This window comes from Christiangramia flava JLT2011 (assembly GCF_001951155.1).
GTDB classification, from domain to species: domain Bacteria; phylum Bacteroidota; class Bacteroidia; order Flavobacteriales; family Flavobacteriaceae; genus Christiangramia; species Christiangramia flava.
Window position 1 is genome coordinate 3164433 of the sequence record NZ_CP016359.1, and the last position, 12802, is coordinate 3177234.

General features: G+C 40.3%; 11 protein-coding genes. 7 read left to right on the plus strand and 4 right to left on the minus strand.

The window, feature by feature from the left end; genetic code table 11:
- Positions 1–90: 90 nt before the first annotated feature.
- Entirely contained in the window at positions 91–972 is an 882-nt protein-coding gene (locus GRFL_RS13980) for an AbiTii domain-containing protein (RefSeq protein WP_083645213.1), read from the minus strand.
- Positions 973–1189: 217 nt separating this feature from the next.
- Here GRFL_RS13980 and GRFL_RS13985 point away from each other — a divergent pair, with 217 nt between their 5' ends.
- The gene (locus GRFL_RS13985; protein WP_083645204.1) at positions 1190–2185 is read left to right on the plus strand and encodes an IS110 family RNA-guided transposase; all 996 of its coding nucleotides are present in this window, start codon (positions 1190–1192) and stop codon (positions 2183–2185) included.
- A gap of 360 nt (positions 2186–2545) precedes the next feature.
- Positions 2546–3511: an IS110 family RNA-guided transposase gene (locus GRFL_RS13990; protein ID WP_083646147.1), complete on the plus strand. Its 966-nt coding sequence runs from the start codon at positions 2546–2548 to the stop codon at positions 3509–3511.
- Positions 3512–3552: 41 nt separating this feature from the next.
- Here the strand turns inward: GRFL_RS13990 and GRFL_RS13995 are convergent, their stop codons facing one another.
- From GRFL_RS13995 to GRFL_RS14005, 3 genes are all read right to left on the minus strand, one after another.
- On the minus strand, positions 3553–4527 hold the full coding sequence (locus GRFL_RS13995) for a hypothetical protein (RefSeq protein WP_139839223.1): 975 nt from the start codon (positions 4525–4527) through the stop codon (positions 3553–3555).
- Positions 4528–4573: 46 nt separating this feature from the next.
- Positions 4574–5722, minus strand: a complete 1149-nt coding sequence (xerA, locus tag GRFL_RS14000) for a site-specific tyrosine recombinase/integron integrase (protein ID WP_083645215.1) — start codon at positions 5720–5722, stop codon at positions 4574–4576.
- A gap of 126 nt (positions 5723–5848) precedes the next feature.
- Positions 5849–7231, minus strand: a complete 1383-nt coding sequence (locus GRFL_RS14005) for an NAD-dependent succinate-semialdehyde dehydrogenase (RefSeq protein WP_083645216.1) — start codon at positions 7229–7231, stop codon at positions 5849–5851.
- Positions 7232–7461: 230 nt separating this feature from the next.
- On the opposite strand from GRFL_RS14005, the gene GRFL_RS14010 reads away from it, so the two are divergent.
- The 5 genes from GRFL_RS14010 (at position 7462) to GRFL_RS14030 (ending at position 12728) form a co-directional block, all read left to right on the plus strand.
- Positions 7462–8094 carry a Crp/Fnr family transcriptional regulator gene (locus GRFL_RS14010; protein WP_083645217.1) on the plus strand — a complete coding sequence of 211 codons (633 nt, stop codon included), beginning with the start codon at positions 7462–7464 and terminating at the stop codon, positions 8092–8094.
- A 64-nt stretch (positions 8095–8158) separates the two neighbouring features.
- Entirely contained in the window at positions 8159–8968 is an 810-nt protein-coding gene (locus tag GRFL_RS14015) for a sulfite exporter TauE/SafE family protein (RefSeq protein WP_083645218.1), read from the plus strand.
- 392 nt (positions 8969–9360) lie between these two features.
- A complete protein-coding gene (locus GRFL_RS14020; RefSeq protein WP_083645219.1) occupies positions 9361–10662 on the plus strand; it encodes a cytochrome ubiquinol oxidase subunit I in 1302 nt (433 codons plus the stop codon).
- 1 nt (position 10663) lies between these two features.
- The gene (locus GRFL_RS14025) at positions 10664–11695 is read left to right on the plus strand and encodes a cytochrome d ubiquinol oxidase subunit II (RefSeq protein WP_083645220.1); all 1032 of its coding nucleotides are present in this window, start codon (positions 10664–10666) and stop codon (positions 11693–11695) included.
- A 1-nt stretch (position 11696) separates the two neighbouring features.
- A complete protein-coding gene (locus GRFL_RS14030; RefSeq protein WP_083645221.1) occupies positions 11697–12728 on the plus strand; it encodes an MBL fold metallo-hydrolase in 1032 nt (343 codons plus the stop codon).
- Positions 12729–12802: the final 74 nt, after the last annotated feature.

Here is a 12802-nt window from a genome sequence, read left to right on the forward strand (position 1 = left end):
CGGATTAATTGTTTTCTTTCCTGGTTTCTAAAATTACACTTTTTCGGCAATACCCGTTATTTGCGATGAGCCGTTGTTGCCTGCAGTATTTTATAGCAAATCTTGAATTTTATCTATTATCATTGGAATTTTTAATTCAATACCTTTTTCTATAGATTTTGAAGCAATATTGCCAGTCCAATTCAAGAGTTTTTTTCCTAAGGACGGAGAATCTTTATTTTCATCAATAATTCGCTCTGCTTTTTTAACTTCTTCATTGTCAATATTTAATTCTTGCAATAGGTTTAAAAAAGCCTGGATTTTTTGATCCCTTTTGTTATGGAAAATTTGTTTGACGTTATCTCCAAAACTTATATTAGAATTGGAAGTATCTCCTAAAATATTGTTGTTTATAATTGTTTTAGCAATTTCTGAATTTTGAGGATTATCTTCGTAGTCATCTTCTAGATCAGGAAACTTTTCATTTAATTCTAATAGTGTATCTACTAATTTTTGCTTTGTAATTTCAAGAATATTAAAAACCTGACCTGCTTGAAATTTTCTTCTAATTGAAACAATATCTTCTCCATCTGTCGTCATTTCTTTAAACTGCTGCACCAATCCTATTGGCATATATTCGTACAAATAGGAATTAGCTGTAGGTTCAACATTTTTTAAATTAGTTTCTATTGTAGGAATACTTTGTAATACATTAAATTTGTAAATCATTCCTTGTAATTCCTTATCCCAGGCACTTAAATCGTAAGGAATTGTTCTTTTGCCGTGAAAAGGATTTTGTATATCAGCTACAACTTCACAAGAAATTTTACGATACTCTGGCAAATCTTTTAATTTATAACCATTTAACTCTGAATTAAGCCAATTTTTAAATTCATCATTTTTAATTTCGAATGCTATAATTTTAGCTCTATTTAATCCCTCTTTTAGAGAAATTTTATTGTAGGTTAAATCTTTGATTAAACGTTTTATCATAATTAAAATATTGCTGGCAACGGTCTCCTTTACTTTGTTTTCTATCTTAAGAGAGAACTAAGGGGAGAACTATAACGGTCTCTAGTTTCAGTCCTATTAATCGTAAGAGTCCCCTTAGCTTCTACTAATGTTGCGAAGAACTAATTGGAATACCAGGTCTATTAGGACCCGTTAAAGGAGATAGTTTCCGCAACTTCATTTAACTGATTTTAAAGATATGAAAAATTGCGAGTTAGCCGTAGGGATCGATGTATCCAAAAAGACTTTAGATGTTTTTATTCATAATCATAGTAAACATCGGGTATTCGATAATACAAAATCAGGCTATATTTCCCTTATCAAATGGGTTGGTAAATTCTGCGATAATGAAAAATCAGTTTTATACTGTTTTGAGCATACCGGGAATTATTCTTTAAAGCTGGCGATCTTCATGCAGACTAACGGTTTAGTGTATGTGCAAGAGAATCCAATCGTGGTTAAAAGATCTTCTGGATTAGTGAGAATGAAAACTGATCGTGTAGATGCAGAACTGATTGCCAGATATGCCTGGTTGCACCGGGAAGAGTTAGAGTGCAGTAGCATTCGGGATGAAGCCTTATTAGAGCTGGGTAGACTTTTAAGTTTAAGGGATCAGTTAGTTCGAAATCGTTCAGGACTTATGGGTACTTTAGAAGAGCTGAGCGGCCTTTTATCGAGTCCGTCAACAGATGTAAGCTGCAAAAGCTTAAAGCACACGATCGCTTATTTAAGCAAGCAAATTCTGAAACTGGAAAAGCAGATTGATCAGTTATTGAAACGAGAAGAAGATCTGGGGAAGAACTACAAACTTCTGACCAGCCTGAAAGGCGTAGGACGGATTCTGGCCTGCCAACTACTGTATCACACCTGTAATTTTGAACGTTTTAGTAGCTGGCGGCAGTTCTCGAGTTACTGCGGAACAGCACCCTTCGAGCACAGTTCAGGAACCAGTGTATTTAAACGAGCTAAAGGACATCCCCTGAGTGACCGAAAAATGAAAAGTCTGCTGAGTATGGCCAGTGTATCAGCGATCCAGCATGATGGAGAATTACGAGCATATTACCAGCGAAAAGTGGCAGAAGGAAAGCCGAAAATGATTGCCTTGAATAATGTTCGAAACAAGTTGTTATCTAGAGTATTTGCGGTGATCAAACGAGGCACACCCTATGTTGATTTGTGTAAATATGCCGCATAAAATTGTTTAAAAATAGCTTGGATTTGATCTTGGAATACGGTTATCGCAAGTTGGCGGATAAATCCGTTAGGATTTGTCCGCTAGCACTAACCTTGTTAGGAATTGAAAGTTAACGGATTTTTGTCAGATACCGCCTATTTGCGATGAACCGTCTTAAGTTTAATTTCTCTAAATTTTGATAGTTAAACAGAAAGAACAAAAGAGAGGAATAAGATTACATGAACCGTGGGAACTAGAGATTCCGTCAACAATGATAATCCCCTCTCTTTTCTACTTTAATTTCGTTTAGTTCTGTGAGACCTGGATCTCGTTTTTAAGTCGATGAAAACCAAAGTAGCTGTTCTTTCCAATCATTCTCTTATGGATAAAATTAAACATTTTTACGGAGTAGACATTAGTAAATCATTCTTTGATGTAGTAGATCAAGATGGAAAGCACGATCAATTCTCCAATGACGTAAAAGGCTTTAAAGGCTTGCTGAAGTTCCTCAAGAATGACAGCCTGGTAGTAATGGAAGCCACTGGTTATTATCATTATAGATTAGCCCAGTATTTATATGAGAAAGGTATAACGGTATCGGTTGTGAATCCACTTTCGGTCAAGCGTTTTATTCAGATGAGACTCTCCAAGATCAAGACCGATAAGAGTGATGCCAAAGCCATCTGTGAATATGCACAGGCTACTAAAGTTCCATTGTATACAGCCAGGAATGCCGTGCAGGCAGAGTGTTTGCAGCTACTAAGTCTTCAGGATCTTTATTTGAAACAACGCACTGCTGTTAAGAATAAGATCCATGGGGAGAAAGCTCTCGGTACGCCTTCAAAGATTGTCACTCGATCTCTGAATCGTTCGCTAAAGCAATTAGAGAAGGAATTAGCCCAGATTGAGACCAAGCTAGAATCCTTAGTTAGAAAAACCCAGGAAAAGCAACTGGAGCAATTAACTAGTATTCCAGGGATGGGAAAGAAGACGGCGATGCTCTTAATAGTTCTTACAGATGGATTTACCAGTTTTGAGAATGCCAGGCAGCTTTGTTGTTTTACCGGGATCACTCCAACGATCAGGCAATCCGGAACCAGTGTAAGAGGACGCAGTCGAATAAGCAAGGTCGGGAATCGAAAGCTTCGGAATCTACTATTTATGTGCAGCTTCACTGCTTGCAAAACCAACAAGGCCTGCAGGGAAATTTATGAGCGGATTGTAGAGAAAGGTAAGAGTAAGAAACTGGCACTAATAGCCGTTTGTAATAAGCTCCTGAAGCAGGCATTTGCCATCGCCAAATCAGGTAGTTTTTACCAGGAAAATTATATGTCCAAATTAGCTTAAAAGGACTTGGATTTTACCTTAGTTCTTTGTTGTTGCAAGTTTTACTTAAACGTATATTTATAAGAGAATACTTCTTCTCCTTTGTCGGTTGTTTTAATCACTTTTTTAAGGTGGTTTTTATCATCGTATAAAAACTCATAATTTATGGATCTATCTTCTAGTAGGTAATCAATCTTTTTACTGACTAAAATGGTATCATTTCTATATCGATATTCTATTTTTTCCCGTGGATTTTGTCCATCCAAATAATAAGTTCTTGATATTAATCTATTTTTTTTATTGTATTCAAGTCTTGAGTTTAAAGTCTCTCCTGAATAATCTAACAGAAGATTTCCATTTTCGCTATAAACATCATTACTCCATATCTTTTCTGTATTGACGAATTTTTTTCCATTTTCTGAGTAAGAAATTTCATCTACATAATCTTTGCTCTTTTTTGTGTAATACACAAATTCTCTAGAGAATTCTCCGTTGTAAAACTCTTCTTTCTTTTTAATTTGATTATTGCCATCGTAATATTCAATCTTTTTAGAGGTGTATCCATCATCTTCTCTATAATCAGTTGTGATTTTCATTTTTTTAAGAGGATAATTTTCTTCTACTGAGTACAAAATTTTACCAGGATTTTTATAAGTTATTTTCTTATTATCTAGGTATTCATATTCGAACCCATAATAAAAATTCCCATTAGGAGAATAATGTTTATTTTTTTTAATCTCTCCATTTTTAAAATATTCATATTCACTTTTTGGAACTATTTTATTATCAACTTCAATTTTTGAAACAACATTACCTTTTGAATCAAATTTTAAATCGCTGGATATTTCACCATCTCTGTAGCAAATTAATCTCTTTAAATCATTTGCTAAAGCAAATTTTTTAAAAGCAGAATTCATATTCCTAGTATTCTCTGGAACATTTAAAGTTATCACAAACGCCTTTCTTGGTTCGTGTTGAACAATTTGTCCAATTGAAATTTGTGTAAAGAGTAAAAAGATTAGAAGGAGTATTCTCATTAGTAAAATTTGCTACAACTCGTTATATCTCCCTAAATATAGTTTTTTATCCGAGAATATTGCGGGATAAACGCAGGTTTGTGTTGCCATTATCCGCCTGCTCCAGCAGCTTTTTAATACTGGCGTCTAGCGGACTCTGGATTTTTACGACATCCTTCTGCGCAACATGCGTATAGATCATTGTGGTCTCCGGTTTAGAATGGCCCAGTAGTTCCTGAATATATCGTAGGTCGGTCCCATTCTCCAGCATATGAGTCGCAAAACTGTGACGCAAAGTGTGCGGAGTCACATGCTTACGAATTTTCGCTCTTTCACAAGAATCTTTCAGAAAGGTCCTAATGGCCGAAGTAGAATAACGGTTTCCATTAAAACCCTCGGCAAAATATCTTTTGGGCTCATAGGTTTGCAGGTAATTGTAGAGTAGGGGAAGAATACTTTCCGCCAGCATCACATAGCGATCTTTTCGACCTTTGGACTGTCGAACCAGAATTTGCTTCCTGTCAATATCGATATCCCGCAATTCGAGGCTAACGAGCTCCCCAATTCTTAAACCGCTGGAATAGATTAAGGCGATCACACACCGATGTTTAAGATTTCGGGTGAGTCTAAGAAGATCCAGCACTTCTTCCTTGCTTAAAACTGTAGGAACATATTTGCTTTTCTTCGGGCGATGAAGCGTGGATAGATCGAATTCGGCCTGATCAGAAAATTCAAAATATAATTTTAGAGCACTGATAGCCTGCCGGTGAGTGCTGATACTTCTTTTATTACCGGCAATTTCACTTTCCATAAACCTTTCCACATCGCTGCGGGAAAAAGTCATTTTTCCGGTGTGGAACATCAAAAAATCGGCAGTAAAACTGAGGTAGGTTTTAATGGTACTTTGGCTGTAACGCTTTCCTTTCAGGTAATGTCGAAAATTTACAATATGTAGGTTAGAGTATCCTTTCATATTATCCAGAAAATCGTTCAGGCTGGGTAGATCCAGGACCAGGTCTTTTTCAATTTGCTGAAGGTGAACCACCAGTTTCTCAAAATTCAAAGGAGTAGCTGCCAGGTAAAAACAGCTATGAGTCTTCGACCAGTGAATATCCTCGAGTTTCTTCAGATGTTCCTTGAGTTCGAAATTATAGGTAAACCTGGTGCCGATCTGCATAGATTTTCTATGCTGAAAGCCGAAAATAGTAACCTGCATGTTATATTGAATAATAGGTCTAATATAGCTGAAAAACAATTCGTTAAACTGCCAATTGTGAAAATTTTTATATCATAAAAAAAGCCGGGAAAACCCGGCTTTTCAATTTTTCAGATCACATTAAAATTAGGCGAACATCACGGCTTTTGTATTTACAAACTCATGAAGTCCGAAACCACCGTGCTCACGACCGTATCCGGAATCTTTTACTCCTCCGAAAGGCATATTTGGTTTAGCCAGGCCAAAACTATTGATGAATACCATTCCTGTATCAAAATAGTGCTTGGCCAGATCTTTTGCTTTTTGTTCATCTTTGGAAAAAATCGCGCCACCCAGTCCGAATCTGGAACTATTGGCAATTCTCAGGGCATCTTCTGCATTCTTTGCCCGAATGAGCGAAGCAACGGGACCAAAGATTTCATCATCATATGCTGGCTGACCCGGTTCCAGGTTTTCCAAAACAGTAGCAGGGTAGAAATATCCTTTTTCATCTGGTAATTCCCCACCGCACAATATTTTCGCTCCTTTTTTTACACTTTCCTGCACCTGCTTATGAACCGTATCACGCAGATCTTTTCGGGCCATAGGACCAATGTCTGAATCTTCTTTCGTTGGATCTCCGTATTTAACGTTTTTCATTTGGTCAACGAAAGCCTTTTTGAATTCCTCATAAACCTTATCGGTTACAATAAATCGCTTGGCGGCCACACAGGTTTCCCCGTTATTGTAAACCCTGCCGTTTACGCAGGTTTCAACAGCCTTGGGAACATCGGCGTCTTCCAGTACGATGTAGGCATCATTACTTCCAAGTTCCAAAACGGTTTTCTTCAGTTTTTCCCCGGCTTTTTTCGCGATGGTTTTACCAGCTTTAGCACTTCCTGTCAAAGTTACGCCCCGAACAAGATCATTTTCGATTACCTGGTCACTCTGGTCGTGGGTGATCAGTAAAACTTTAAAGAGATTTTCAGGAACTCCGGCTTCGCGGTAAATTTTTTCCAGAAGTAAGGCACTGCCGGTGACATTTTCAGCATGTTTCAGCAGCACTCCGTTTCCCGCCATCAAATTAGCGATTGAATACCTGATCGCCTGGTAACATGGGAAATTCCATGGCTGAATTCCGTAGATCACTCCAAGAGGTGAATAGGTAATGAGGCCTTTTCCACCTTCTGGTAACTCGCGTTCTTCGTCCTGCAGCGCTTCCGGTCCGTTTTTGGCCGTATACTCGCAAATAGCTGCACAAAGCTCCATTTCCTGTTTTCCCTGTTCCACTAATTTTCCCATTTCACTGGTCATCAATTGAGCGAACTCCTCTTTGTGTGCAGTTAGTTTTTCTCCAATTTTGCTGATAATCTTTGCCCGATCTTTGGGTGTTACCAATCGCCATTTCAGGTAAGCGTTGTGACATTCTTCAATAGCCTGATCCATTTCAGCATCGCTCATCCATTCGTACGTCTTCAAAATTTCTTCCGTAGCGGGATTGATCGTCTTAATATTCTTTTCATCTGCCATTTCATTCAATTTTTAAGATTTTACTGAAAGTTAATTTTAGTTAGCCGGGAAAGGTGGTAAACGCTCGTTAAAGCTTCTGAAGAAAAAAGGGCATTATATTTAAATTTTGATAAATAGAGGAAATTTTATCATTTCTATAAGATTGAACAGCAGCAGAATTGTCAATTCCCTACCATTCCGCTAGGATGCTGTCCCAAATATTCTTGTTACTTTTAAAAAAAATAGGGTGGATGGAAAAAGAACTCAAAGAAGCTTACGGATTTTTATTTGAAAAGGAACTCCTGGAAGAGATCGTGGAAGTTGGCACGTATCGCAGTGTTCCGGCCGGCGAAAAGATCATGGATATTGGGAGCTATGTGAACAGTATGCCGCTAATGCTAACCGGTGCGATCAAGATCCTGAGAGAAGATTCTGAAGGCAATGAACTGTTGCTGTATTTCCTGGAACGTGGCGATACCTGTGCCATGACCCTGAGTTGCTGCCTGGGACAAACGAAAAGCGAGGTGCGCGCGGTTGCTGAAACCGATACGCATCTTATCATGATCCCAATCGGGAAAATGGAGGAATGGACGGCGAAATACAAAAGCTGGAGAAACTTCGTATTTGAGTCTTATTCTACCCGGCTCAGCGAAATGTTGGATACCATTGATACCATTGCCTTTCTAAATATGGATGAGCGCCTGATGCGCTACCTTCGTGACAAAGCCAAAATAACAGGCGATGAGACTATCCAGAATACCCATCAGCAGATTGCCTATGATCTTCATACTTCGAGGGTTGTAGTGAGCAGGCTACTGAAAAAGCTCGAGCTGGAAGGCAAGATCAAGCTGCAAAGGAACCAGATACAGGTCATCGATCTTTAGCTGTGTAACGTTTGTTACTGCAACGCCCAACTCCACCTGCTACTTTTGTCCTGAAAATTTTGATATGGATTTAATGCAAATTTTAGGCTATGTAGGGGCCGTTTTTATAGGTCTGGTTTTGGGATTGATTGGAGGTGGCGGTTCTATCTTAACGGTACCGGTTCTCGTGTACCTTTTATCTATTAACCCGGTTACGGCAACAGCCTATTCCTTATTTGTAGTGGGAAGCTCTTCTCTGGTGGGTGCCGGAAAGAATATTCAGAAGAAGAATGTCAAATTTAAAACTGCGCTGACGTTTGCCATCCCGGCCGTGATCGCCGTTTTTAGCACCCGAAAATTCATAGTGCCTGCCATTCCGGAAGAAATTGCGCAGATCGGAGATTTCATGCTTACCAAAGATATCGTGATCATGCTCTTTTTTGCAGTCATCATGTTACTGGCATCCTTTTCCATGATCCTGGATAAAAAAAGCGACTTAAAGGAAAGTTCCGACGTTTCGAAAGCTGAGAAGAGTACATTCATGCTTCCAGTTCTGGGAGTCTTCACCGGTCTAATAACAGGAGTTGTTGGAGCAGGAGGAGGTTTTATCATCATTCCTATTTTGGTGATCCTGGCCGGACTTTCCATGAAAAAAGCTGTTGGAACCTCTTTACTGATTATCGCCATCAATTCCTTACTCGGTTTTCTGGGTGATGTCACTCATATGCAGATAGATTGGGTGTTTTTGCTCATCTTCACTGCACTATCCATGAGTGGAATCGTTTTGGGAGTATACCTGAATAAGTTCTTCGACGGAAGCAAACTGAAGAAAGCTTTCGGCTGGTTTGTACTGGTCATGGGAATCTATATAATTTACAAAGAATTGACGCTTTGATGGCTATGTAACATTTGTTACACAAGCTTTCAATTATCATCTATATTTTTATAGGTCATTGGCAACACAATGAATCTTAAACTCTAAGGGTTACCCGGGTTGCTGTAGTTCTTGAATCCAAAAGTTGAGGTTATAAAGTTACTTAGTAAAGCTACTATTACCATCAAAGGCTTAGATCAAATTCAGGAACATTTCTCTTTAAGATCATCCCGATCTTTTAGAATGGTTAGGCAATTGATTCAGCGCCCGGGTTTTCTTTATTTTTTTGAAATTTCTTCTGAAATCAAACTGACTTTCATCAGGTTTAACGAGGCTTTTTCCGTAAATTTACTAGCCGAAAAAGAGGAGTATCAGGCCGATGTATCTCCTGATCTCTTTCAAAAAATTGCCCTATGGAAAACCTGGATTTTGCCAGACTTCAAATGGCCTTCACGCTCGGCTTCCATATTATTTTTGCGTGTATTGGGATGGTGATGCCGTTCTTCATGATCATTTCCCACAAAAAATGGCTGAATACCCGAAAGGAAGTATACCTTAATTTAACGAAAGCCTGGCAACGCGGTGTGGCGATTTTTTTCGTTACCGGAGCAGTTTCTGGAACGGCGCTTTCCTTTGAACTGGGAATGTTATGGCCAGAATTTATGAAACATGCCGGCCCGGTGATTGGAATGCCTTTTTCACTGGAAGGCGCTGCATTCTTTGTAGAAGCCATCGCTCTTGGATTTTACCTGTATGGCTGGAATAAATTACCAGAGCGTTTTCACTGGTTCACCGGTATCATAATTGGTATTTCCGGGGTTCTGTCAGGAATACTGGTGGTATCTGCCAATGCCTGGATGAATTCACCCGCTGGTTTTGAAGTAGTGAATGGGGAATTTGTAAATATCGATCCTGTTGCTGCCTTTTTTAATGCTGCCTGGTTGAGCCAGGCGGTGCATATGACCCTGGCTGCTTTTGCCGCTACCGGTTTTGCGGTGGCCGGGATTCATGCTTTCCAGATACTTCGGAATAAAAGGCCGGAACTGCATAAGGAGGCTTTTAAAATTGCGTTGTTCTTTGGTGCGGTGGCTGCCATTCTTCAGCCAATTAGCGGAGACCTTTCTGCGAAAGATGTAGCCAAGCGCCAACCTGTAAAGCTTGCTGCCATGGAAGCTCATTACGAGACCGAAGCCGGTGCACCTTTGTTTATAGGTGGAATTGTGGATGAAGAAAATCAGGAAGTCAATGGAAAGATCGAAATTCCGAAAGCCCTGTCATTTTTGGCCTTTGGAGATTTTGATGCGGAAGTTCAGGGGCTCAATGATTTTCCGAAAGAGGATCATCCGCCGGTTTCGATCGTACATTATGCCTTTCAGGTAATGGTAGGAATTGGAACCTTGATGATGCTTGCCGGGATCTTGTTTTTTATCAGTTTCAGAAAAAAAAGCTGGCTGGATAAACGCAGTTTTTGGTGGCTTTTCGCGCTGATGAGTCCGTTGGGCTTTTTGGCTTTAGAGGCGGGCTGGGTAGTGACAGAGGTGGGCCGGCAGCCCTGGATCGTGTACCAGGTGATGCGAACCAGTGAGGCTGTGACTCCAATGCCGGGGCTGCAATTTAGTTTTTACCTGTACGTTGTGGTTTATCTCATTTTAGCGATCACCGTTTTCTGGTTGATGCAAAGGCAGATCAGGGTGCTTAATCAAACAACCGAATAACATGCTGTACGTCGTTCTGTTTTTTACCTTTTTTTCGATCTTTCTCTATGTTTTTCTGGGAGGAGCCGATTTTGGTGCAGGTATCGTAGAGCTTTTTTCCTCCAGGGAAAATCAACGGCTGAATCGCGATACCATCTACAAGGTCATGGGACCAATCTGGGAAGCCAACCACATCTGGCTGATCATCCTGATCGTTATCTTATGGATCGCTTTTCCGGAATATTTTAATATCATCATTATTTACCTGCATATTCCATTAACCTTGGTTTTGCTCGGGATCACCATGCGCGGAGTCGCCTTCATTTTTCGGCATTATGACGCAGTAGTGGGACAGTCACAGGTTTGGTATAACCGAATGTTCCGTATATCCAGTTTGATCACTCCCATTTTCCTCGGAATGTCTTTCGGAGCACTGGTGAGCGGAAAGATCGTATTTGCTGAAAATGGCGAAGTGAGTTTTCAACAGATTTTCATGAATCCCTGGCTGAATATCTTCACAATCCTTACAGGGCTTTTTTATGCGGCATTGTGCGCTTTTCTGGCTTCCACCTTGCTAATTGGGGAAACCTCAGGGGAGGTGCGTAAAATGTACAGTAGGAAATCGGCAATTGCTACCATGGTTCTGGTGATCATAGGTGGGATGGTTTTGTTATATGGCTATTTTCAGGAAATGGTCTTTGTGCAGGATTTCCTTCGGAATACCTATTCCTTACTGGCAATTTTTCTTTCCGCGGTGTTACTGTTTCCGCTTTGGCGAGGAATCAAAAAACAATATCGCACACAAACCCGAATACTCGCTGGAATCCAGATTTTGCTGGTATTATTTGCCGCGGTACATACCCATTTCCCCAGCCTGATCATTACCGCAAAAGGAGAGATCAATATGCTGGAAGGCGCGGCACCCGAAAGTGTTATTAATGTGCTGGGAATTTCATTGATTATTGGTGGAGCGGTAATTTTACCCGGACTTTTCCACCTCATGAAATCTTTTAATATGATCCGGTTTTCCAATAACGAAACAGATACGAAATAATATGCTAAAACAATTTGGTGCGAATCCCGGCGGAGAGCGACAGGCGCGAATAGAAAGTTGCAATAATTATGAAAATGGAGCCTTTCAGAATGTACTTCCCACGCAGGTAAGTCCGGAAAATTCCAGTTTTCTGAAAATGCTTTGGAAATTCATGAATAAACCGGCAAATGTTCGCCCACAGCAGAACCTGCCCAGCGTTTCAACCAATTTGAACGAACTGCCGCAGCAGGCTTTTGTGTGGTTTGGCCATTCTTCTTACCTGTTGAAACTGCACGGAAAAACCATTCTTATAGACCCCGTTTTCAGCGGGAATGCCGCGCCGGTTAGTTTCTTCGGAAAAGCTTTTCCCGGTGCCGATGTGTATAAGGCGGAAGATATGCCGAAAATTGACCTGTTACTGCTGACGCACGATCATTACGATCATCTCGATTATCTCACCGTTTCCAAACTGAAACCGAAAGTGAGCAAGATTGTGACCAGTCTCGGGGTAGGGAGTCACTTGCAAAAATGGGGTTTTTCGGAAACAATAATTACTGAGCTGAACTGGTGGGATTCAGCGGAATTTTGGAATGCATTGAAAATTACCGCCGCACCCGCCAGGCATTTTTCCGGAAGAAGTTTCAGCAGATTTAAAACTTTATGGTCTTCCTTTATCCTGCAGTTTGAAGAATTCCAGGTGTATCTGGGAGGAGACAGTGGCTATTCCAACAGTTTTCAGGATATAGGGAAGCGTTTTGGACCGTTCGACCTGGCCGTAATGGAATGCGGGCAGTACAATGAGAACTGGCCGGAGATCCATATGTTTCCGGAACAAAGCGTACAGGCTGCTTTAGACCTGCAGGCGAAAATGGCCATTCCGGTGCATCATTCCAAATTCGCCCTGGCGATGCATCCCTGGAATGAGCCTTTGCAGCGTTTTCATCGTGCTGCTTCGGAAAAAGAGCTATATGTGGTTTCTCCAATGATTGGAGAAGTTTATAATTTTTCCGAAGATTACCAGCAGAAAGAATGGTGGATCGCTGCGGAACGCTAAATAAATGATAAAGCCATTGAAAAATATGGGCGTCCCATGGAATTGCTGTAATTTAAAGCTGGATTTAAAAAGCG

Coding starts and splice junctions, on each gene's coding strand:
- GRFL_RS13995 (WP_139839223.1), bottom strand. CDS start 4,527: ATGAGAATACTCCTTCTAATCTTTTTACTCTTTACACAAATTTCAATT.
- GRFL_RS13980 (WP_083645213.1), bottom strand. CDS start 972: ATGATAAAACGTTTAATCAAAGATTTAACCTACAATAAAATTTCTCTA.
- GRFL_RS14015 (WP_083645218.1), top strand. CDS start 8,159: ATGGATTTAATGCAAATTTTAGGCTATGTAGGGGCCGTTTTTATAGGT.
- GRFL_RS14025 (WP_083645220.1), top strand. CDS start 10,664: ATGCTGTACGTCGTTCTGTTTTTTACCTTTTTTTCGATCTTTCTCTAT.
- GRFL_RS14005 (WP_083645216.1), bottom strand. CDS start 7,231: ATGGCAGATGAAAAGAATATTAAGACGATCAATCCCGCTACGGAAGAA.
- GRFL_RS13990 (WP_083646147.1), top strand. CDS start 2,546: ATGGATAAAATTAAACATTTTTACGGAGTAGACATTAGTAAATCATTC.
- GRFL_RS14010 (WP_083645217.1), top strand. CDS start 7,462: ATGGAAAAAGAACTCAAAGAAGCTTACGGATTTTTATTTGAAAAGGAA.
- GRFL_RS14020 (WP_083645219.1), top strand. CDS start 9,361: ATGGAAAACCTGGATTTTGCCAGACTTCAAATGGCCTTCACGCTCGGC.
- xerA (WP_083645215.1), bottom strand. CDS start 5,722: ATGCAGGTTACTATTTTCGGCTTTCAGCATAGAAAATCTATGCAGATC.
- GRFL_RS13985 (WP_083645204.1), top strand. CDS start 1,190: ATGAAAAATTGCGAGTTAGCCGTAGGGATCGATGTATCCAAAAAGACT.
- GRFL_RS14030 (WP_083645221.1), top strand. CDS start 11,697: ATGCTAAAACAATTTGGTGCGAATCCCGGCGGAGAGCGACAGGCGCGA.